22 protein-coding genes are annotated in these 19,648 nt (G+C 49.9%); 5 read left to right on the top strand and 17 right to left on the bottom strand.

Annotated features, from left to right (window positions below):
- Positions 1–69: 69 nt before the first annotated feature.
- The 3 genes from SPIBUDDY_RS16500 to SPIBUDDY_RS01555 form a co-directional block, all read right to left on the bottom strand.
- The gene (locus tag SPIBUDDY_RS16500) at positions 70–267 is read right to left on the bottom strand and encodes a HipA N-terminal domain-containing protein (protein WP_215904720.1); all 198 of its coding nucleotides are present in this window, start codon (positions 265–267) and stop codon (positions 70–72) included.
- Positions 268–323: 56 nt separating this feature from the next.
- Positions 324–620, bottom strand: coding sequence for a helix-turn-helix domain-containing protein (locus SPIBUDDY_RS01560; RefSeq protein WP_215904719.1), 297 nt, complete (start codon positions 618–620; stop codon positions 324–326).
- Between the two features lie 145 nt (positions 621–765).
- Positions 766–999, bottom strand: coding sequence for a single-stranded DNA-binding protein (locus SPIBUDDY_RS01555; RefSeq protein ID WP_013606003.1), 234 nt, complete (start codon positions 997–999; stop codon positions 766–768).
- Positions 1,000–1,193: 194 nt separating this feature from the next.
- Here SPIBUDDY_RS01555 and SPIBUDDY_RS01550 point away from each other — a divergent pair, with 194 nt between their 5' ends.
- The gene (locus SPIBUDDY_RS01550) at positions 1,194–2,408 is read left to right on the top strand and encodes a LuxR C-terminal-related transcriptional regulator (protein WP_013606002.1); all 1,215 of its coding nucleotides are present in this window, start codon (positions 1,194–1,196) and stop codon (positions 2,406–2,408) included.
- A gap of 78 nt (positions 2,409–2,486) precedes the next feature.
- Here the strand turns inward: SPIBUDDY_RS01550 and SPIBUDDY_RS01545 are convergent, their stop codons facing one another.
- From SPIBUDDY_RS01545 to SPIBUDDY_RS16420, 3 genes are all read right to left on the bottom strand, one after another.
- Entirely contained in the window at positions 2,487–4,118 is a 1,632-nt protein-coding gene (locus SPIBUDDY_RS01545) for a hypothetical protein (RefSeq protein WP_013606001.1), read from the bottom strand.
- A gap of 176 nt (positions 4,119–4,294) precedes the next feature.
- Positions 4,295–5,902, bottom strand: a complete 1,608-nt coding sequence (locus SPIBUDDY_RS01540) for a phytoene desaturase family protein (protein ID WP_013606000.1) — start codon at positions 5,900–5,902, stop codon at positions 4,295–4,297.
- A 98-nt stretch (positions 5,903–6,000) separates the two neighbouring features.
- The gene (locus SPIBUDDY_RS16420) at positions 6,001–6,132 is read right to left on the bottom strand and encodes a hypothetical protein (protein ID WP_281047961.1); all 132 of its coding nucleotides are present in this window, start codon (positions 6,130–6,132) and stop codon (positions 6,001–6,003) included.
- 92 nt (positions 6,133–6,224) lie between these two features.
- Here SPIBUDDY_RS16420 and SPIBUDDY_RS01535 point away from each other — a divergent pair, with 92 nt between their 5' ends.
- Together SPIBUDDY_RS01535 and SPIBUDDY_RS16495 are read left to right on the top strand one after the other, a co-directional pair.
- Positions 6,225–6,941: an AAA family ATPase gene (locus SPIBUDDY_RS01535; protein ID WP_013605999.1), complete on the top strand. Its 717-nt coding sequence runs from the start codon at positions 6,225–6,227 to the stop codon at positions 6,939–6,941.
- Between the two features lie 120 nt (positions 6,942–7,061).
- Positions 7,062–7,268 carry an alcohol dehydrogenase catalytic domain-containing protein gene (locus tag SPIBUDDY_RS16495; protein ID WP_081454594.1) on the top strand — a complete coding sequence of 69 codons (207 nt, stop codon included), beginning with the start codon at positions 7,062–7,064 and terminating at the stop codon, positions 7,266–7,268.
- A 409-nt stretch (positions 7,269–7,677) separates the two neighbouring features.
- Here the strand turns inward: SPIBUDDY_RS16495 and SPIBUDDY_RS15565 are convergent, their stop codons facing one another.
- Genes SPIBUDDY_RS15565 through SPIBUDDY_RS01515 form a run of 3 tightly spaced genes read right to left on the bottom strand, consistent with a single transcriptional unit; the run spans position 7,678 to position 11,288 of the window.
- Positions 7,678–10,095: a recombinase family protein gene (locus SPIBUDDY_RS15565; protein WP_013605997.1), complete on the bottom strand. Its 2,418-nt coding sequence runs from the start codon at positions 10,093–10,095 to the stop codon at positions 7,678–7,680.
- Positions 10,088–10,477 carry a hypothetical protein gene (locus SPIBUDDY_RS01520; protein WP_013605996.1) on the bottom strand — a complete coding sequence of 130 codons (390 nt, stop codon included), beginning with the start codon at positions 10,475–10,477 and terminating at the stop codon, positions 10,088–10,090. The genes SPIBUDDY_RS15565 and SPIBUDDY_RS01520 overlap by 8 nt, the downstream gene beginning before the upstream one ends.
- Positions 10,478–10,505: 28 nt before the next feature.
- A complete protein-coding gene (locus tag SPIBUDDY_RS01515; RefSeq protein ID WP_013605995.1) occupies positions 10,506–11,288 on the bottom strand; it encodes a hypothetical protein in 783 nt (260 codons plus the stop codon).
- Positions 11,289–11,489: 201 nt separating this feature from the next.
- Here SPIBUDDY_RS01515 and SPIBUDDY_RS01510 point away from each other — a divergent pair, with 201 nt between their 5' ends.
- The gene (locus tag SPIBUDDY_RS01510; protein WP_013605994.1) at positions 11,490–11,828 is read left to right on the top strand and encodes a helix-turn-helix domain-containing protein; all 339 of its coding nucleotides are present in this window, start codon (positions 11,490–11,492) and stop codon (positions 11,826–11,828) included.
- Positions 11,829–12,187: 359 nt separating this feature from the next.
- Positions 12,188–13,588 (top strand): Coenzyme F420 hydrogenase/dehydrogenase, beta subunit C-terminal domain, encoded by a 1,401-nt coding sequence (locus SPIBUDDY_RS01505; protein WP_013605993.1) that lies wholly within the window; start codon positions 12,188–12,190, stop codon positions 13,586–13,588.
- Positions 13,589–13,601: 13 nt separating this feature from the next.
- Here the strand turns inward: SPIBUDDY_RS01505 and SPIBUDDY_RS01500 are convergent, their stop codons facing one another.
- The 8 genes from SPIBUDDY_RS01500 to SPIBUDDY_RS01465 form a co-directional block, all read right to left on the bottom strand.
- A complete protein-coding gene (locus SPIBUDDY_RS01500) occupies positions 13,602–14,168 on the bottom strand; it encodes a hypothetical protein (protein WP_013605992.1) in 567 nt (188 codons plus the stop codon).
- Positions 14,144–14,317, bottom strand: a complete 174-nt coding sequence (locus tag SPIBUDDY_RS16115) for a hypothetical protein (protein WP_013605991.1) — start codon at positions 14,315–14,317, stop codon at positions 14,144–14,146. The genes SPIBUDDY_RS01500 and SPIBUDDY_RS16115 overlap by 25 nt, the downstream gene beginning before the upstream one ends.
- A gap of 246 nt (positions 14,318–14,563) precedes the next feature.
- Complete coding sequence (locus tag SPIBUDDY_RS01490) at positions 14,564–15,805, bottom strand: recombinase family protein (RefSeq protein ID WP_013605989.1); 1,242 nt, start codon at positions 15,803–15,805, stop codon at positions 14,564–14,566.
- The gene (locus tag SPIBUDDY_RS15560; protein WP_013605988.1) at positions 15,787–17,424 is read right to left on the bottom strand and encodes a recombinase family protein; all 1,638 of its coding nucleotides are present in this window, start codon (positions 17,422–17,424) and stop codon (positions 15,787–15,789) included. Before SPIBUDDY_RS15560 ends, SPIBUDDY_RS01490 begins: the two co-directional genes overlap by 19 nt.
- Before the next feature lie 11 nt (positions 17,425–17,435).
- On the bottom strand, positions 17,436–18,392 hold the full coding sequence (locus tag SPIBUDDY_RS01480) for a recombinase family protein (RefSeq protein ID WP_013605987.1): 957 nt from the start codon (positions 18,390–18,392) through the stop codon (positions 17,436–17,438).
- A gap of 245 nt (positions 18,393–18,637) precedes the next feature.
- Positions 18,638–18,817: a DUF5049 domain-containing protein gene (locus SPIBUDDY_RS01475; RefSeq protein WP_013605986.1), complete on the bottom strand. Its 180-nt coding sequence runs from the start codon at positions 18,815–18,817 to the stop codon at positions 18,638–18,640.
- A complete protein-coding gene (locus tag SPIBUDDY_RS01470) occupies positions 18,810–19,055 on the bottom strand; it encodes a DUF4314 domain-containing protein (protein ID WP_013605985.1) in 246 nt (81 codons plus the stop codon). Before SPIBUDDY_RS01470 ends, SPIBUDDY_RS01475 begins: the two co-directional genes overlap by 8 nt.
- Before the next feature lie 37 nt (positions 19,056–19,092).
- Entirely contained in the window at positions 19,093–19,593 is a 501-nt protein-coding gene (locus SPIBUDDY_RS01465) for a gamma-glutamylcyclotransferase family protein (protein WP_013605984.1), read from the bottom strand.
- Positions 19,594–19,648 lie beyond the last annotated feature (55 nt).

Raw genomic sequence — 19,648 nt, 5'->3', positions numbered from 1 at the left:
GTTCATACACCAAAGCGCCAAGTCCGTGACTGCCTCTAGAAGCCAACCTATCAAGAGGAGAATAAACTCCTAGACATTAAGCAAGAGATTTCCCCAATCATCAGGAAGACTGGCTTCGAAAACTGTGGGTAAACAACCCGAAAAGGTTGTTACTCCTTGTTTCAAGGGAAGCATGAATGGCGAGATTTCCAAACCTTGGTCAATGAAGGAAGATTCATAAGCAAAATAGATGGTCCGCTCTCTCATAGCCAGGTGACCAACAGGCATAGTATCCTTCCCAAAGTCGAGCCCGACCTTGATTCCCTTCACCAATGGAAAAGGATTCACTTGCTCCTTGCTCTCTTTCGCTTAGGCGCTGCATTGAGGGCAATAATCTCATCGATAGAGGTAAAAGGAATCTCTTCAATCTTCGTGGCGTTGACTACAGTATCCAACATACCCAATACCATCAGAATCTTTAGCAATGATTCCAGCGAAAGCACCCCTTGCTGTTCAAACTTTCGCAGGGTAGAGAGAGGAACTCCTGAACGGGATGATAGCTCTTGTTGGGTAAGGTTGCGTTGCAACCTGTGTTCACGGATGTTCTCTGCAATAAGACGCTGGGCTTTAGATGGAGACATAAGTGCTATCATAGTATCGCTTAACTCCATATTTCAGTCATTACTAATAGTATAGTAGTACTTATTGCAAGTAACAACCTGTGAAGTACCAGACTTTTCTTTCGTTGTCCCATGCTTTATAAGGATCGTTGGAATACCTTACGCCTCACTTCCTCTCATACCGCTGCTGCCCCGAAGCTCCCTTGTAGGTCACCTTGATCTGGCAGTCATGCATACTCACATGACTGAGGAACAGAGAACCCAACAGCAGTCTCTCCCCCCTGGGTATTCTGTTCCACAGGTACCCCTTGAACAAATCCTTGACCAGAAAGCTCTCCCCTGCCTTGAGGTTCTTTGCCTCAGCGAGTGCATTTTCCAAGAGGGCGTTCATATCATTCATACGCATGTTCCTTTGAAACAACCATCTCAATATTGTTATCAATAGTATTGTTGAAAGAAAAGTAAGCAGAAGTCAACCTCATAAGCGTCTGTCCCATTACCAATAGCGAGGAGAAACAACCTAAAAGAACACAAAGCTACTGCATCAGCAATAGCGGTATCGACTATCGCGTGGTACGATGGACTCACCTACGTATGCTATACGCAATAATTTCGAGTTTTGCCTGTAGCGCATATATTTGTCTCGGGATACTGATTCTTGTGTTTGGAAAGAGTTCCCCAACACAGAAGGCTTTTGTAGTTTTTTGCGCAACACTCGCCTTTTGGTCCTTCGGCAGCATAGGCCAGCAATTCTATGCTGAAGGTGCAAGCCCATCACTCTTTGACTGCATCTATTTTACCGGTTCGGAACTCTTCATACTCGCTGGCATCGTATTTATACTCTTTCTTACCAACGGTTGGCGGTCACGAATCTATCGCCTGATTCTCTTGGCAATCACGCTTCGCATGGCCCTCTACCAGACAGCCAACTGGCTTTGGAACCTGTTATCACAAGACTTCCCCTCCGGCTTCTGGTTCATCTCCCATCAACTATTCTGTGCGTTGGAATCGTTGTTCATTCCGCTGGTCGCCTTTCTTTGGGGTAGAAAATCAAATCTGCACCGAGAGAAAATCCAAGCAAACATTATTGGTATCAGCACCATCCTGGGGACAATCATTGGAGTATCAGTAGACTTCCTCTCGGGAACCGAAGGGGAAAGTCCCATATCCTGCATCATACCCCTGTTCTGGGTGGCGGCCATGTGTTATGCAATCATGCGCTACGGCCTTATGCGATTTGCTCCCGCGCAAATCAATCGCGAGTTGGTCGAACACATGAACCGTCCCCTTTTCATGATCGACACTGCATGGAATATTACCGACCTGAATGACAATGCCAAGAGGCTTATCGAATGCAATGGTCCACTCAAACAGCCCATTGCGATGAAGAAAATCTTTCTCGATCAGCAAGGCATAGAAAAACGCGTCAACGCTATCATGAAAACAGAAACTACCGTATTTTCGCACACAGGGTTTCTGAAAACCTTGTGCGGCAATCTCCTTCCGGTAGTAACCAACTTCTCCTTGATTCAAGATTCTTGGGGAGGGGGAATTGGAATACTTGCACTCTGTTCTCCCCAGATTGACCTGCATGATTTCATCAAGCGATACAATCTGAGTGAACGACAGACTGATATCCTTCGTCATATCATAAGCGGCAGTTCCCAGGCCCAGACCGCTGATACCCTGTGCATTAGTCTTGCAACCGTAAAAACCCATACAACCAGCCTGTACAACCACCTTGGTATATCCAGCCGTAGCGAACTCTATGCATTGCTGCAAGGTGAGAAACCAAAAGATTTTTCTTAGTTCCCCAACAGAGACCCCTACCCCTAGCCGTGTGGCAAGGGGTAGAGGAATTCACATAAACTCTACGCTGCCGATTCCCTACGTACTGGATGCAGCAGAACCCCTTGTAGCAACAAAGTTGCCTTCCACGGTATATACGCCTAATGTCTGAGGAGTACCCCGTATGACAGACAACACCTCTCCACTCACGGTCCCCTTCACATAGGAACCAATGTCGGTCCCATATTTTGTGAATGTCACAGAGACATCACCGACTTCGCTCAAATCCCCCCATTTCGGGACACCATCTACCAATGGATTATGAAAGTTCCCTTTCGCATTGAAGTCCTTTCTAAACCCGTTTCCATCCACTATCTTGCCGGTGAACAGCCCCCAATCATATGCATGATCCAGAATTACATTGGAAGCATCTACATTCCATGGTCCCAACGCTGCACTCATGTGCTCATCAGCTTCGGTACCACCCATCGGGAACATATCCAAGTTGGCGTTGATATCGAGGGGAACCGATGATGCTAGTACGAAACTGCCAGGGAGCCAGGTATCGGTGCTCTCTTCCATCATCAGTTCCAGTTGAATCGGGACATTATACTCAGGGAACGTTCCAAAATTGTCGAAGCCTGAATCCTCGGCCGGGCCGCTGGTCATCCAGAAGTGATAGACATCGGTATCGTCATTCGTATTGATGAACGTCAGATCCATCCACCCACCCGTACCGGAAACAGGGTCCAGGAGAACGAGAACGGTTGCCGAGGCAATACTGCCATCAGCTTTCTGTACTCTCACCGCAAGGTTGTGGTTACCCAGCCTCATGCCCTCACCATCCAACTCATAAGTTGCCTTATTCGCCCCTGCAAGCAACATTCCGTCCAGGTACCATTGAAAGCTAGCGGCATTAGCAGGGGCAACTGAAAAAGTTTGGATATTCGCACACTCCAGCATGAAATCTTCCGATGAGATTTCTACCCAAAAGGGATTACGCAGATTGTTGGTAATGGAAAGAGACAGTCCCAGCGGAGATACCGGGACTATCTCAGTAGCTGAACTCTCATGGTCAGCCAAAATTCGCACCTCGTGGAAATTCCCGGCAAAAATCTGACCATCCTGCTTCAGGATATACCTAAAGTCGTAATATCCGGTAGGAAGGGAATCAACAGTGATGGTTGCAATACTTCCAGAGATGCTGATATCCGAAGCCTCCACAACAACCTGAGTACTTGCTCCTTCAGGAGTAAGGAAGGCTTCAAGAGAAGGAATCCCGATCAGATTTCCAGTCCAATCGAGTGTGAAGGTGAACCTCCCATTTCCAGTGAGAGGAACCACCGATATAGAGGCTTGGGCCATGGTTCCCGGTTCGACGCTGACTGTCGCCGACCCCTCCCCAATTTTCACCCTTGAAGAGTCGTTATTGAAAGCCTCGACTTTGACTATCCAGCTGCCGGTTAGAATACCGGTGAAGGTATGCGTGTCGGATGTGACGTCTATAGGCCCGAGTACATCGGAGGAACCTACTCGAGTAGCGCTGACTCGCCAGACAGCAACGGCCATATTCAATCCAGGTTCAATGGTTCTTGCCGTAACCTCGTCTTGTAGGGTTATTACCATGGATCCCGTTGTGGTATTGCTGCCGCCCAGGTCACATGCTACGAACATCACTGCCGACAACATCAATGCCAGCAATACGATACTTCCAGCTTTGCTTTGGTGCATCTTTTCTCTTCTCCTCTCATAGGGAGACCAGAGACGGCAAAAATCTATCAAGTGATGATGCACAACCAAGGAGAGCGGCTTTGATGCGTGACGCCTTTGATCAACCTTGCATCAACCATACGCCCGATCAGTAAAGGCCGCTTCCTACCAAAGTATGATTTTTCGGGTATTTCCACCTATTTTTGAACAGAAAGCTCAGCATGTACCAAGTCGGCTGCCATCCTTGCTGTCATAATGCAGGTAGGAAGCCCGGCAGGGCTTACCGTCCACTGTCCTGCCCGATAGATATCGGGAATCGGGGTACGGATAGCCTGTTTCATATTCAGCATCCCTGCCTCAATGGGTACCTTCTGCTCAAAGGACCAGCCGACTATGGCACCTTCAGAACAGTTGAATTTCCTCTCAATGCTCAACGGGCTTGTCGTAAACGAGAAAAGAATATGCTCCTTCAGCGCTGGATAGACCGAATCTGTAAGGGTAGAAATCATATATTCACTGATGCGCTTGTCAAACTGCCCGTACCACCCATCCTGTTCAATCCTTCGTGTCAGCTCATAGTCAAAGAGGAAGCTGACGATAAGCCCCGTCTTTCCCTCTGGTGCTGCACTGCTGTCATTCAGGACAGGAATCGATATCTCATAGGTGTTCAAGCGGCAGAAAGCATCCAGCCACGTGTAGAGCCTATCACGGTCCAACGTATCCCAATCAGCAAGCAGTGCTGTAAGTTCTGAGCGATGCAGCTCCCCAATGCCTTTTCGGGAAGGGGTATAGAAGAAGTGTCCCTCTGAAATAGTACTGAAGTACGAAGGCGGCAGATCAACAGCCACAAAGAGCGTAAACACCGACTCAGCTCCCCGGCTTGCAAGAATTCTCTCTTGCTCCTGAACAATCTTGGTCTTCACTGGAGGGGGGAAACCTTCACTTGAGACCATGCGATAGAGATGCTTCAAGTCTGCACACCAAATCAGCTTGTCATACGTGTATTGCCTTCCAGTACTATCAGTAAGAACCTTGTGCAGTGCATCAACCTTCACCACTTCCGTCTTGGTCCTTACTTCCGATCCGATTTCCCTAAGGCGCTGCTCAAGTGCCTTTGGAATGCTTCCTACACCCCCCTTGGGGTAGTAGTAATCAGGATAGAGGGAGAAGTAACTCATGGCAAAGAATGCTGGAGTTTTCTTGAAGAAGTGCTGGGATATAATATCCCTGAGTGCTTGGTTTTCCACCAGTCCCCCGAGAAACTGCTCCATGGGCATGCGCATGCGCATGATAGCGGCTCCGGTTGCCAGGAAGCGGAAAAACCAGAGAATGAAAGTACTCAGGTAATAGCGAATATCACGCTTGGCATCCTTGAAGAAGGGGCTGTCGCTGCCAAAGAGAACTTGCATATACACGTCGAATTTGGCGATGACCTGTATAACCTTCTCTACATCACCAACACTTTCCGGATAGAGCTCCTTAAGCAGCTTCTCATAGTCGGCAAGGCTCTGTTTGCTGTCGGCTTTCATGATTCTGTCCTCAACGCCCAGGGAAACCTTGCTTGGCAATAAAGGAAGGTCTATCGCAAGTTCCTTGAGCATAGGCTTGACCATACCGGCGTTCTCAACTGCCCGGATTCCTCCGTCAAAGAGAAAGCCCTCCCGCTCAAAGGAGTTCACCAAGCCTCCACAGGTTGCATGCTTTTCCAGTACCAGTACCGAATGGCCCCGCATGGCAAGAGAGGTTGCAGCTGTCAGGCCAGAAATTCCTGCACCTACGATGATAATCCTACTCTGTTCGGACACTCGGCTTACCTCCAATAGGGAGAACGGGGAAGTTTTGCATCAGTATACCATGGGCGCTTGGAATGAAAAGAACGAAATGGGCCGACCCTGCTCAATCTTCAGAACTCCTTACCCAGCAGCAGGTACTCCTCGTCAAACCCGTTACTGCGATAGAACGCAAGGGCTCGGGCATTCTCTTTCATCATCCCGACACAAATTTTTAAAGTAATGATCTTTGAGGTATCCGCCATGAATCTTTGAGGGTTGAACAAAATGTTTTGATTTTCAGGGAATTACGAGTATAATACTCATAAGTATACTATTAAAAATCCTGGAGATTGCTATGTTTGTTGGACGAGAAAAAGAACTCTCCCTGCTTGAAACCCTGCATTCCTCCCATACGTTTGCCTACTTGGTACTGTATGGAAGAAGGCGTGTAGGAAAAACATCCCTGCTAAAGGAATTTTCCAAGAGCCATTCGGTGATTTTCTATTCTGCCCAAGCAAAAAACGATAGCTTAAATCTTGCTGATTTTTCCAAAACATTGCAGAGGTATTTCACCGGAACAACGTTTGGCACGTTCTCGGATTGGCAGGCTGCTTTCACCTATGTAACCAGTCAAGTATCAGAAAAAAGAGTTACACTAATCATCGATGAGTTTCCGTTCATTGCTGAAGTCAACCAAACTGTCAAATCGATTCTGCAGCATACAATCGATCACCAATGGAAAGATAAAAACCTCTTCCTCATTCTTTGTGGCTCAAGCGTGAGCTTCATGGAAACTGAGGTAATGGGCGCAAAAAGCCCTCTCTATGGGCGCAGTACCAGTAATTTGGAGCTGCAAAGCTTTGACTACCTACAGAGTGCCGCTTTCTTTCCAAATTACTCAAACGAAGAGAAATTACTCAGTTATGGAATACTTGGAGGTATCCCGTGTTATCTTGAAGCCTTTAGTGATGCATCATCCTTACCACAGAACATTGCGCAGAACATTCTCCGTATGGGCTCGTTCCTAAAAGATGAAACGCAAAACTTATTAAAAATGGAACTTCGAGACTAGATCAGAAGCAATGCTACTTACATTTCACAAAATTCTTTCTAGCTATTATTGATAATTTAATGACTATTTTATAAATCTACATAGTTTCCGGATAACTCTACTAGCACCTCGAGGCTCACGATGAAAATCAAACATAGAAGCAAATCCACGAGAATTGTTAGCAAGCACGCCTTTACAAAATATCCTGTAACGCAAGGTCATGAAGTATCCGGTATGATTGTAGCCGTCGGGAAGGACGTTAAAGGACTATTTGAAGGGCAGAAAGTAACCATTGAGCCACAAATCGTCTGTGGAAAGTGTTACCCTTGCGAAAAAATGCGGGATTGATGCTGCGTACAATACTCGGACCACTGATTTTGGGGATGCCATCCAAGTGAGGGCACCACCTTCAGCAGTAGTAAGGTTCTTCACCGCATGAAACCGTCCGCGTCTTAGCAGGTGAAACGCTATATATGGAGCCTTATCGTTAAATTGTGTTATTTGTTACGCTATATTTAGTGGTCGTCAGGTTATTAAAGACGACGCAGGAGCCCAAGAAAATGGGCGGATGGGTAATTATAGGGGATATTTTGAACAAAAAATAGTTGCTCCGCGCCGGTTTTTGCATCGGGATCCGAGCGGCGCTCAGTACCATAATTGTTATACTGTTGTTGAAGGTCCATGCCGGGCAGAGCTGTCCGGCTGTGGTCATTGTTGAGAAAAATAGTTTGTGTATCGTGGCATGACGGGGCCTTCATCATGCGGTCCCGTTCTTCAAGATCTCGATTGTCTCCTGCACCGTCCGTTCGGTTGGCAAATCCAAGCCGACTGTCCAACCATACGGAATGGCACGCCTCATGGCCCTTATGTCAGGATCACCAAACCTTCGGATCTGCTTCTTGCGCTGGGCTTGGTAGAATTCCTCACCGAACCCATCGGACCATTCCATGGGGAGGATGGTGAAATAGTTCTTCCGGATCACAGCCATGCCCTTGAGGTACAGCCACCCCTCGGCAGGCTCTATGCCTTTCTGGATCATACGCTGCACACATTCGGGATCATACTTTTTGTCACCCAGATCGGCAACATGCAATTCGCCTGTAGTCTTTTCGGTCAGTTCATCATAGTAGATGGCCCTGCTTCTCGAGAGCTTCTTCACCGATGTTGCCACGGGACCATTTCCCAGTTCGAAGTCAGACAGATCGGGCACATAGCCTTGCTCGGGAAGATACCCTTCCCTCACGATATCCCTGGCCTGTTGTTCATCGATGGTATCGGTATCGATATTGCGGATACTGCCGGCTTTCGCCGGAACGATCGCCATCGATTCATCCAGGAAGAACACCAACACATCCTCATCACCGATTGTCTGGACCGATCCAAGAACCCGATACTTGAAATTGGCATTCCACCCCATGTTCTCATAGAGCGCACCCGAGATGCCTTTGCAGGTGCAACGGCGCATGCAGGGATTACCGTTCTGCTCACCAATCCAACGGATGGTACGGTCGGACTCCTTTCTGCTCTTTCTTACCACCAGCAGACGCTCCACCGGGTTGTAGGCAAGCTCCACGAATTGAGCCGCTTGTGTTCCGAATTCCAGTTGCTGGCTGCACATCCGATTGAAATAAAGTCCCTTGCTATCGGCGGTGAAGCTGATCTTGTCGCGGACATTGAAGAAATGGGGACGGACAACCTCGCAGCCACTCAGGTCATAGCCACCGAACTGCCGTTTGTCCACCTCATCGTCTTGGCCTTCACGCATCGACTCAACCAGACTCCTGTAGCTTTCGACCACTTCCTCCTTACCCTCTTCCACCTGCGTGCCCGCATCCTCGGGGAATTGGTCATAATCATCGGAGTCGATCGCATAGGCATGCTGGAACTCGGGAGTCTGCACCTGATCGGTATCATCGTCATGGTTTCTCGAAGCGAGACGCTTTTCGAATGCATCGAGCTCAGCCTCAGATATGCCGTTCGCCCTGAGGGCGGCACGATTGTAATCCTCAGCGGTAAATCCTCGCCAATTCGGCACAGCGGTCACAAAACCGCCCAGGGGACCGCGTTCATAGATACCCAGCTCGGGAAGACCGAACTTCCAGCCTCCCCTGTTGGCCTCAAGTATCCTCTGCACCAGATGGAAATCCTCACGGGCAACGATAGCCGGATGCTGGTCCTTCGCATAATACTGGGGAAGATGGTTCTCATTCCTCTTGGGCTTGTGATCGAGATAGTTCGGGGTGTAGGTCTTCTGGGCAAGCACGTCTCCGCATCTGCGTTCATTGCGCAGGATGTTGCTCACCGAATTGGCGGTCCACTTCACCACCCCTTCCTTGATGCGTCCGTCCTTGTACTTGTGAGTATGCGTCTTGCGCCCCAACATGACCAATACATCAGCGATAGTGGAAGGATGGATGCCTGCGAGGAACATCATGAAGATCAGCTGGACGGTCTGGGCTTCCTCTTCATTGATCGCGATCTCATTGACCCCGACGCTGTCATAACCAAGCAGATCGGGCTTGGTGAACTGTCCGGAGCCGAAGCGCTGCTGATATGAGGAGTTCATGGCCTCGGATTTCTTGTGGCTCTCCTCCTGAGCTACCAGGGAGAGCACCTGCAAGGTGAAGTCCACATTCTTGTCCAAAGTGAACATGTTCTCGGTTTCAAAAAGGATGCCGATGGGGTGAGGCAGAGAGCGAAGCTCATAGATGATGTTCATGCAGTCCATGAGGTTCCTGGCCAAACGGGATAGGTTCTTCACCACGATGATGTCGAACTTGCCCGCCCTGGCATCCTCAAGCAGCGTCAATAGCCCCACGCGCTTTTCCATACTCGTAGCGGTGATACCCTCATCGGAATAGAGCCCGACCAATTTCCAGTCGGGTTTCTTCCTGACAAATCTCAGGTAATAGTTCTTCTGCAACTCGAATGAAGAGGTCTGGGATATACCATCGGTCGATACGCGGCAATAGACCACCACACGCTTGCGGCTCTTAGGATTGAACGGATCCGATTCCTGCCGGGCCGGTATCACCTTGATCTTGCTCAGATCGCGAGGCCGGTTGTAGCGCTCACGCACATCATCCTTGCTCGCCGTTTGGAGCGCGCTTGCACACGACGATTTCGGCGCCACCGGTTGCAAGCCTTTGCTCAGCCGCTTCACCGAATCATCCATGGCGTACCCCCATTATTCTTCTATCGGGATACGGGAGGAACTGATGATCGTCGAGGTCTATGAGGACGGTATCGCCATCCTCCAGCAGGTTGCCACAGAAACGCAGGGTTTGGGACGGGTACGGAAGGCCGATCACGTTCGCCAGGTAGATGACCAGGGGCTTGGCCTTGAATCGGCATTTCTTATCGATCTCCACTGCAGCATAATCGATCGGGAACGCATCATTGTCGCGCTCCTCACATCGGCGGATCAATAAATGGCGTTCCTTTTCGTTGATGAAGATGTGCACGAACCGGGGAGACCTCAGGTCCTTGAGCGTCTTGGTCCTGATATTGATCTCATTGTTGGAGAAATTCACTGTGATGCCACTCTCCATCGCCATACCGGAGCCTCCCATCCGATCGATTCGTTCACCATCCGCGATTATCGGACGCTATAAATAGATCACCGGAATCACCCCTGGCTGGAAGGTGGGGCACCTCGGCCTTCGCCTTGTGTTCCTCAACCGGAACGCCGAAGGTATCGGAACCCCACTGCTGGGGAAGCACGGCGCGCTTGCGATATCGTCGGATAATCTTCTCACCGGCGGCCTTGGCAGCGGCACGCTGTTCACGATCGGCCTGTCGCTTCTTTTCCAGTTCATCAAGTTTTGCCAATTCCTCTGCGCCGACCTCGATATCCTCCACCCCGGCATATGCGCGGGCCTTGGATGACATCGCATGGGCTTCGGCCTCATCAAGCTCGAATACCATGAGCAGCTTATCCTCATCCTCGACCTGCAGCGCAAAAGTTCCGCAGATCTTGTAGCCATACCCCTTGTTCCAACCCATCATGGAATAGATGCGGTCACAGAACGGCTTGCCTTGGATCTTTCGGCTCTTGCGTTCACCATGCTTGACGGTACACCACCGCTGGCCGTCCTTGTCATCCTCGTCACAGGCGCTGATGATGAACCAACGCTTGCTTCTATCAATGATCAGATAGATGTACCGCACATCGGGCATCCGGGTGATGCATGCATTGTTGAATTGGATCCCATCAGGCCTGATGGTCAGTATGTTCTCTTTCAGATGGGAGAGGAACTGTCTGCGGACGATCTCACAACCTTCGAGGCTCACGCGCGGCAGCTCTTCCTTAGGAACCTCAAGTTCCAGCGTATCCAATTCCTGTTCCCTTACTTTCTTCATCGCCATAAAAACACCTCTGGGACGTATGAAATGTTTATTCAGTGCACAGAATTCTTCTAAACTGTTGTTGCAGTTTATTATAACTTCGCTTTCCGGGTATTACAATAAAAACTCATTCTTTTAACACTTACAGCGAGACCGCTGGTCCATGCTGTATAGATCTGCTGCTTCCGAAGTCTGCAGAAGATCATTCTAAGGGAGGTTTTCATGGGAATCGATTATGAACTGCTCGGGCAACGCATCCGAGAAGCACGTATCAAGACAGGCATGACCCAAGCAACCTTGTCAGGTATCATCGGGCTCTCACCATCGCACTATTCGCACATCGAAAGCGGCAAGGCAAAAATCAACCTGCCGACCTTGGTAGCAATCGCACAGGCTCTCGACACGACCATTGATTCGCTGCTGTACGACAGTATTCCTGTGCTCATCGATTCCTATGACAAGGACTTCAAGGACCTGCTTGAAGACTGTACGCGTGATGAAAAAGAGACCCTATTGCAGAACACGATCCAGATGAAAACGGTCATGCGACGCAATCGGTGATTCTCCAAGTACTCGCACAGTCTGAGTGTTCGAGCTGAAAAATAAGCCCCAAGCTTTCCTGTTCTGAAAATCATGCCAATTGTTCAGATAGTGGTGGGCAACTAAACTTGCTTCTTACCTGACAGCCCATCTCCACACCGTAAGATGTTTCAATCAGCACAATGGTCTTTCTTAACTTTGCCATGTTCCGAGCACTGGAAAGTAGGCTAATTACTGCTTTAACGGGAGAGAGGAACTTCTTTTAGGATCGTTATCCCTTGTTGCCCGTAATGGGAATTGTGTTATACTGGTTTTGGTTTTCTTCTTTTCCGAATTGGCATTAAAAGAAGATAGGTTGATATAATGGAAGAACTCAAAATATGATTGATAATGGAATAGAAAAAGTATTGGCAGGAAATTATTGTATCGGTTGTGGCGCTTGCGCTGTACTTGATCAATCTGCATATGAAATAAAACTTGATCATGAAGGAAAATATCAGGCAGAACGAAAAGCCGTAGTATCGGAAGATCTCTCTTCGGATCTCCTTTCATCACAGGTTTGTCCGTTTGCAGATGAGTCTCTCAATGAAGATGAGCTTGGAAAACAGTTGTATGGTAATGTTGACGGTATCAAGCATGATGCCTATCTCGGTTATCACCTAAAGAATTATGCAGGCTTCGTTTCTAAAAACAGCTTCCGAGAAAAAGGCAGTTCTGGTGGGATGGGTTCCTGGTTGGCATCAACCATGCTTAGGGAGAAAATGGTTGATCATGTCCTTCATGTAAGACCAAGTGAAAAATCTGAGTTGTTATTTTCCTATGCGGTTTCTTCCACAGAAGATGAAATCATTCAAGGTGCCAAATCCAAATACTACCCAATAGAGATGTCAGAGATCTTGAATCATGTTCGAAATACTCCAGGAAAATATCTTCTGATAGGAGTCCCTTGTTTCATTAAAGCTATTCGCTTGCTTTCTCTTAAAGAACCAGTCTTTGAGGAAAAAATACTTTACACTCTTGGTCTGGTTTGTGGTCACTTAAAAACAGATCGATTCGCAAAGACCATCGGTTGGCAATTGGGTATACATCCTGATTCACTGCAGGATATAGACTTTCGTGTAAAACTTCCCAATAAACCCGCTGGGTATTACGGTGCCAAGGTTTCTGGAGAAGTCTCAAGCACCGTGGTAAGCCATACTTCACCGATGAGAGAGACCATTGTCAACAATTGGGGACATGGCCTTTTTAGGTATAATGCTTGTGATTATTGTGATGATGTACTCGCAGAATGTGCTGATATTACTATAGGAGATGCTTGGCTACCTGAATATGTTAGTGATGAAGGTGGGACAAATGTGATCATAGTCCGCAATCCACGAATTGCTCGCTTACTAACAGACTTCAAGGAAGAATTAACCATTGAGGAGATATCAGCAGAGAAAATTTATCAATCCCAAGCCGGTGGATTTAGACACAGGCGAGAGGGGCTAGCCTACAGATTGTTTCTCAAAGATCAGAAAAATGAATGGCACCCAAAAAAACGTGTAGAGCCAAGTGATTCCGTCTCTAACAAACGAAAAAAAATCTATCATGGTCGGATTCCGTTGCTTGATGAGGGAAATAGCGCGTATGAGAAAGCATTCGAAGCAAACGACTTTACCGTGTTTGAGAAATATATGACTCCAGTTCTTAATTCATACAACAAATTATATCACCGGTCGTTTGTGATAAGGATTGCTGGTAAAATTATAAGAGTTGCTCGAAATATCATCACACGATAGCAAAAAATTCAAACTATAGAAGCCGAAACAATTGATTGTATGTTCGCTTCTTACTGGGAGTATTGAACAAGCGGAACCCAAATTGCTCGGATTGGTACATTGATACCAGATGATCCTCGCATTCGACGATTACAAACTTTCCCCCGATCTGATCCTTCACCTCAACCAGAACCGCCAATGCTATTTCTAAAATTTGATTACCCGGCAACTCATCATGAGAAAATGAATCGTTTCGTCCTAGTTGACCAATAAGGAAACAAGGAATTCTATGGTCAGGGCATTTGCTCATCTTCAATTTCTGCTTGTCTTCCTCGGAAAGGTCTACACTCTTGCTGATATCAGCGAACCCGATGGAGAGTGTGAAATACCCTGCAATATCTTTATTTTCTGTTGCTAGAAGATAAGTTCTGGCACTCGAAGATTTTTCAAATGCTATTGCCGAGGAGTGAAGGAATTCTTCCACCTCCTTGTTGCGGCTGCATAAAAATCGGGCTAGGACCTGCTCGATTATGGAATCGTCAGCATATCCTAGCCATGAACCCAGCTGCTCAAGACTCAGCTCTTGTTGCTGTCCAACCATTTCTGGAATCTCTCTCCACTGGTGGCGAGACTTTCTTTATCTTTCTCAGACAACTTGAATCTAACGACAGGCTTATCGATGTTCTTGGCGATTTCACGCAAGGCCTTCTTGGGCATTTTAAACACAGTGTTAAAAGAACTTGTTGCCATGGCTCACCTCCTATTCAAGTTTATCTATTCAGGCAATTAAGCCTGAGGCATGTGCACCACGTTGGTATCATTAAGATATCACATTTTTCCAACCACTTCCACTACTTATGAATAGTTTCTCCATTGGGCTCTTGACTCCCTTAACCAATAAGATGAGGATACACCCGATATTTGAGGCCACATCTTGGACAAGCCCAGGAATTGCTAGCGTCACTTTGATCACCCGCTGCATGTCCATGAAGCGGTTCATGAATTCGCCACCTGCTGATACTTCATCACCACATCGATGCCATCCGGCTGGATGACCACCCTTTCGACCGCACCTACCAAGGCATCGGAGTTAAATTCCTCAACCAACCGCCAGGGCAATCCGAGGGTCTCCGAGAGGGTCTTCAGAAGCTGATCGACCCTGATCGAACGGTTGGTGCAGGTGCGCTGCTTCCTGTCCCTGCGCTTTCTACAGCTACACACCAGATAATCATACTCGGTACCCTTGTACTCGGAGCCATCACCTTTCCTGAACGGTAGACCACACTCACTGCAGTACACCAATCCATACAGGTAATGCGATTGCGAGTTCCGGTAGATGCCGGCCTTGCGCTCTTGATCAACCCATGCGAGTCGTGCCTTCACCTGCTCGAACAACTGCCGGTCCACGATCGGCTCATGGTCGTCGGTAAGGTAGTAGCTGGTATAGGGCTTGGAGAAATCCGGCTGCTTGGTGATCAGATCCCTCACCGGCCCCTTCTGGATCATCCGGTCTCCCACATACACCTCGTTGGATAACACTTTCCTCATGTTCCCTGATCCGGGAATCCGCTTGGTTGTGGAATTTGCAGCTCCGAGGTCCTCCAGATGACGCTGAATCTCTATGGGGTACAAACCCGCTGCATAGTCCTCGAAGATCACCCTGACGATCCAGGCATCCTGGTTCGGCACAAGCACACTGTCGGCCTCATTGTATCCAAGGATGCGGTTGCTTCCCAGATGCCTGATGCCCTGCTCGGCATGCTTGCGAAGCGACCATTTCATATTCTCCGATATCGAGCGGGACTCCTCCTGGGCTGCAACCGCCAACATGGAGAACGCCATCTCCGCCGATCCATCCATTGACGAGATGCCCTCGCGCTCAAAGCGCACCTCGACACCCAGGTTCTTCAGCTCATGCACATAGCGCTGAGCCTCCTTCGCATTACGGGCGAATCGCGAAATCGACTTGACCAGGATGATGTCGATCAGGTTGCCCCGTGCATCGGCCATCATGGTCATGAAGCCCGGTCTCTTTTCTGCAAGGACTCCCGAGAACCCCTCATCGGCATAGACCTTCACCGGCTGCCAGCCGGCGGTATGGTTGATCAGATCGGTGTAATACCGTTGCTGGGTCTCGAACGACTCCTCCTGGTTTTCCTTCAGGGTGCTCACCCGACAATAGGCGGCGACTCGCTTGGCCTGGAGATCCTGACTTCTTACTACCCTGGTAACTCGCATGGGTCCTCCTCGTTGCTGTTGTGCTTCTTGCTCAATGGTGGATACACGTTTGGTATCTGCACCTCGTCATCATCAGAAGGATCGACGATCCTGATCGCATCGATATAGAGAATCCTCACCTTGAGAGAAGTGGCCACCTGCTTGCCACTGACGATCGGCTTGCAGTCGATACGGAACCGACCGCCGCTGTAGGTCAACACACTGGTAGGACGGTGCCATGGCCTCTGGTAGCCGATGTCGATACGGCTTACCACACCGAAGTTCCAGGTCACCAGCAGCGTTCGATAATCCTCGGTGAAAGAAATACCCTTTACTGTCTTGACCAGTAGGTGGTAGGAGGGCTCATTGCGCTTGCCAACCAACCCAGATCGATCACACCCTCTCGCCTCCAAAGCGAACCGTGCTCCTTCGGCCATATCGCCAGACGAGTGGGAAATGGCAAGCAACCCGTCCTCATCCAGATCATCGAACGTCTGCCAGAATGCCTCATGGATGTACCCCTCACTGATCGATTGCGGTATGCAGGAGGTACGGTCACCACGCTTCTCATGCCCGGCGGCACCGCCGCAGGTCCAATCCTTCTCCTTGCTGAAATGCCCGGGGAGCTGGAAGCGTATCATCAACTGGCCACAATGCGGGCAGCGCAGGAACCCATAATAGGGATACTGGGTGGAGCCGCGATGGGGATCGCACAGCAGTGCTATCCGCTGTACGACCGCGAACGTCTCACGGTCGATGATGGACGGGTGATGATCACGGATATAGTATTGGGGCACCAGCAGGTCGCGGTTCTTGACCCTGCGGTGGGAGAGATGGTCCGCCGTATAATCCTTTTGCATCCTCACATCCCCGATGTACTTCTCATTCTTGAGCATCGTAGCAAGCGTATGGGGATACCACTTGGTCCCTCCCATCTGGGTGATCACACCGTCTTGCTCCAATGCGGTTACGATGGAAGGAAGGCCCGAACCGTTCTTGTACATGTCAAAGATCCTCCGTACCTGTTTGGCCTCGTTCTCCTCGATCACCCAATCGCCCTCCTCGGTCTTGCGATAACCATAGGTGGCCGCCCACTTGGGGATGCCGGCGGCGAAACGCTTTCTGATGCCCCACTTCATGTTTTCAGAAAGACTGTGGCTCTCCTCCTGGGCGACTGCAGCCATCAGGGTGAGATACAGCTCAGACGTCGCCTGAGAGGTGTTGATGTTGTCCCGCTCGAAGAACACCGATACCCCCAAGGCCTTGAGCCTGCGTGTAGCGGTGAGGGTGTCGACGGTGTTGCGTGCAAAGCGCTGGACTGATTTGACCAGGATGATGTCGATCTTGCCGGCCTCCGCATCGGCCATCAGGGAGTTGAACCCGTCGCGGTTGCGCCTACTGGTGCCGGTCTCCTCATCGGTATAGATACCGGCAAGCTCCCAATCGGCATGGCGGGCGATCATGTCGTTGAACGCCTCCATCTGGGTCGTCAGGCTGCTTTGCTGCTGCTCGAGCTCGGTGGAGACGCGGCAGTACGCCGCCACCCGCTTCGCCCTCACCTGCGGCAGCGCACTCTCTCGATAGAGCCTTCTGACCCCAACGGGGGTGTTGCCTGTTGCCTGATATGTATGTCCTTCCATCCGCATGCCTCCTAGTGTTTCGCATAGTGCCTGAGCGCCCCTGAATCCAAGAGCTTCTGAACGTGATCGAACAAAGATACCTCCACGATCGGAGGATGATGATCCTCGATGTAGAACTGGGGCCGTTGGCCCTCGTTGCGCCGTTGTTTCTTCGACAGGTAATCGACCACGTATTGCTTGGTGGTCAGCACATCACCCTTGTAGACTTCGCTACGCAGCATCCGATAGAGCTTGTCGTGATACCACCGCGTCGATTGGTTTTCCTTGGTCTCCAAGTCTCTCAATGCGGTGAGGATCTCCTTATACCTGCATCCCTTCCCTGCCATGGTGAACATCAGTCTCACCCGCTTGGCCTCGGGTTGATGGATCACCCATTCGCTGATGTGGGTATCAGATACAGCGGCCTTGCGGTATCCATAGGGGACGCGGCGCGCTGCGATGCCGCTCTCCTGGCGCTTTTCGAACGCCCACTTGATGTTCATGCTCAGGCTGTTGGACTCCTCCTGGGCGATGGCGGCGAGCATCGAAAGGATCATCTCGGCCCGATCGTCCATGGTGTCGATACCCTCACGTTCGAACAGGACCGGAATGCCCATGCCCTTGAGAGCTCGCACGCACTCAAGGCAGTCGGCCAGGTTGCGTGCAAAGCGCGAGACCGACTTGACCATCACATAATCGATCTTGCCGTCCTTGCAGTCCTGCATCATCCTCAAAAACTGCGGGCGGCTTTTCATCATCACTCCCGAACATCCGCGGTCCCCATAGACACCCACCAGCTCAAGGGCAGGGTCGGATGCAACCAGGTTGCGGTAGTAGGTACATTGGGTCTCATATGAAAGCTCCTGCTCCTCCGAGAGCGTGCTCACCCGGCAGTAGGCGGCCACCCGTACCACGGCCGACTCCATCCTCTGCCGTGAGTGCTTTTGGTGCGGGGCAACCTCGATGATCTTGATGTTGGTCTTTGCCATGAAGGTCCTCCAGTGTACAAGCTTTGAAAACCACGCGCCGTCGGGTGTGGTTCCGCGTTGGTGCATGTTCGCTGATAGCGCGCATCATATCAAGTCAATACAAAGAGTTATCTGCATAATGTGAAATTATATAAGTGGTTATAAAAGCCTTGAAAACCAACCAGTTTTCGTACTTTGCCTGGCGGTCGTTCGGGCAACAAAAAAGGCCCCGAAGGGCCTCGTTGTTGGTTGGTAGTGTTGTATAATCAAGTCTTGCCGGTGAGGATGAATCGCGTGTATTCCCCCGCGTTGCCTGCTGCCAGATACGCGGCAAGCTCGTCAAGCCCGAGGTGCTCGGCGATCCTGATCACCGCCGCCACATCGAACATGTTCGTCAACGCAGTAGTTCTCACCTGCTCCAGTTGAGCTTTGACCGTCTCATCCATTGCCGCCTCCCTGTGCTTCTGAAACCAAGCGTATCTCATCGACTGAAGGGATGATTCCCAGTGTCGAGCCGGTCTCCCACAACACATGCACCGTTCCCAATGCATCCACGTGCAACACTTCACCCTTGGCACCCATAGGGGGCGAATCCCCATCTTCCATCTTCACCAACTCCACCAGCGCCCCTGCAGGAAATCGCTTCTTCAGCTCTGCAAGGGTACTATCGCACTCGTAATCCATCTGCGAACCTCCTTCTGGAAATGCATTGTTTCCGCATCTAGGGAAGCTTGGCAAGCACATCGATGCAAAAAGGCCGCTCGGATTTGCGCTTCTGCACATCCTGCAAGTCCTTTGTGTACATAACCGCCTCCTTGAGGATCTGCTCGTCAAAACCGCAATCGTGGTAACCGTCAAGGATTGTCGCGTAGTAATACGCATCCGGCATCGCCAGAGGAGGTCCTTCGTTCATGACGTAGGCCATCGCCACCAGTTCATCCCCATCCAGGTTCACCATCAGGCGCTTCTTGCGATACAGATGGGGGTGCCCCTCGTAGCGGTCCAAGGCCTTCTCGCATTTTTCGGTGATCTGCCAGAGAAGCACCGGAACCTTTGCACCCCGTTTCATCTCGATGGTGGCCACGCCAGTATGTCGGCCTCCCCGAAACAACAGCTGATAATCGTGCAGTATCGTTGTTCCGATGACTGCGGCATCGGGGCATCTGTATCCCATCTGTTCGAGGTTCAGATTGCTTCCATAGGCCAGATAGATTTTCTTCATCGTTGCTTTACTCCTTCATTTGGTCTTCTACCACCTGAAAGGGCGGTTATCCCGC

This window comes from Sphaerochaeta globosa str. Buddy (assembly GCF_000190435.1).
Lineage (GTDB): Bacteria > Spirochaetota > Spirochaetia > Sphaerochaetales > Sphaerochaetaceae > Sphaerochaeta > Sphaerochaeta globosa.
This window is presented reverse-complemented; position numbering and strand designations above follow the sequence as displayed.

Excerpts from the sequence above, each read along its gene's own strand:
- SPIBUDDY_RS01505 (WP_013605993.1), top strand. The coding sequence starts at position 12,188 with ATGATTGATAATGGAATAGAAAAAGTATTGGCAGGAAATTATTGTATC.
- SPIBUDDY_RS16115 (WP_013605991.1), bottom strand. The coding sequence starts at position 14,317 with ATGGCAACAAGTTCTTTTAACACTGTGTTTAAAATGCCCAAGAAGGCC.
- SPIBUDDY_RS01465 (WP_013605984.1), bottom strand. The coding sequence starts at position 19,593 with ATGAAGAAAATCTATCTGGCCTATGGAAGCAATCTGAACCTCGAACAG.
- SPIBUDDY_RS01555 (WP_013606003.1), bottom strand. The coding sequence starts at position 999 with ATGAATGATATGAACGCCCTCTTGGAAAATGCACTCGCTGAGGCAAAG.
- SPIBUDDY_RS01545 (WP_013606001.1), bottom strand. The coding sequence starts at position 4,118 with ATGCACCAAAGCAAAGCTGGAAGTATCGTATTGCTGGCATTGATGTTG.
- SPIBUDDY_RS16500 (WP_215904720.1), bottom strand. The coding sequence starts at position 267 with ATGCCTGTTGGTCACCTGGCTATGAGAGAGCGGACCATCTATTTTGCT.
- SPIBUDDY_RS16420 (WP_281047961.1), bottom strand. The coding sequence starts at position 6,132 with ATGGCGGATACCTCAAAGATCATTACTTTAAAAATTTGTGTCGGGATG.
- SPIBUDDY_RS01560 (WP_215904719.1), bottom strand. The coding sequence starts at position 620 with ATGTCTCCATCTAAAGCCCAGCGTCTTATTGCAGAGAACATCCGTGAA.
- SPIBUDDY_RS01535 (WP_013605999.1), top strand. The coding sequence starts at position 6,225 with ATGTTTGTTGGACGAGAAAAAGAACTCTCCCTGCTTGAAACCCTGCAT.
- SPIBUDDY_RS01490 (WP_013605989.1), bottom strand. The coding sequence starts at position 15,805 with ATGCGAGTTACCAGGGTAGTAAGAAGTCAGGATCTCCAGGCCAAGCGA.
- SPIBUDDY_RS01475 (WP_013605986.1), bottom strand. The coding sequence starts at position 18,817 with ATGGATGAGACGGTCAAAGCTCAACTGGAGCAGGTGAGAACTACTGCG.
- SPIBUDDY_RS01515 (WP_013605995.1), bottom strand. The coding sequence starts at position 11,288 with ATGGCGATGAAGAAAGTAAGGGAACAGGAATTGGATACGCTGGAACTT.
- SPIBUDDY_RS01520 (WP_013605996.1), bottom strand. The coding sequence starts at position 10,477 with ATGGCGATGGAGAGTGGCATCACAGTGAATTTCTCCAACAATGAGATC.
- SPIBUDDY_RS01550 (WP_013606002.1), top strand. The coding sequence starts at position 1,194 with ATGCTATACGCAATAATTTCGAGTTTTGCCTGTAGCGCATATATTTGT.
- SPIBUDDY_RS15560 (WP_013605988.1), bottom strand. The coding sequence starts at position 17,424 with ATGGAAGGACATACATATCAGGCAACAGGCAACACCCCCGTTGGGGTC.
- SPIBUDDY_RS01510 (WP_013605994.1), top strand. The coding sequence starts at position 11,490 with ATGGGAATCGATTATGAACTGCTCGGGCAACGCATCCGAGAAGCACGT.
- SPIBUDDY_RS16495 (WP_081454594.1), top strand. The coding sequence starts at position 7,062 with ATGAAAATCAAACATAGAAGCAAATCCACGAGAATTGTTAGCAAGCAC.
- SPIBUDDY_RS01470 (WP_013605985.1), bottom strand. The coding sequence starts at position 19,055 with ATGGATTACGAGTGCGATAGTACCCTTGCAGAGCTGAAGAAGCGATTT.
- SPIBUDDY_RS01480 (WP_013605987.1), bottom strand. The coding sequence starts at position 18,392 with ATGGCAAAGACCAACATCAAGATCATCGAGGTTGCCCCGCACCAAAAG.
- SPIBUDDY_RS15565 (WP_013605997.1), bottom strand. The coding sequence starts at position 10,095 with ATGGATGATTCGGTGAAGCGGCTGAGCAAAGGCTTGCAACCGGTGGCG.
- SPIBUDDY_RS01500 (WP_013605992.1), bottom strand. The coding sequence starts at position 14,168 with ATGGTTGGACAGCAACAAGAGCTGAGTCTTGAGCAGCTGGGTTCATGG.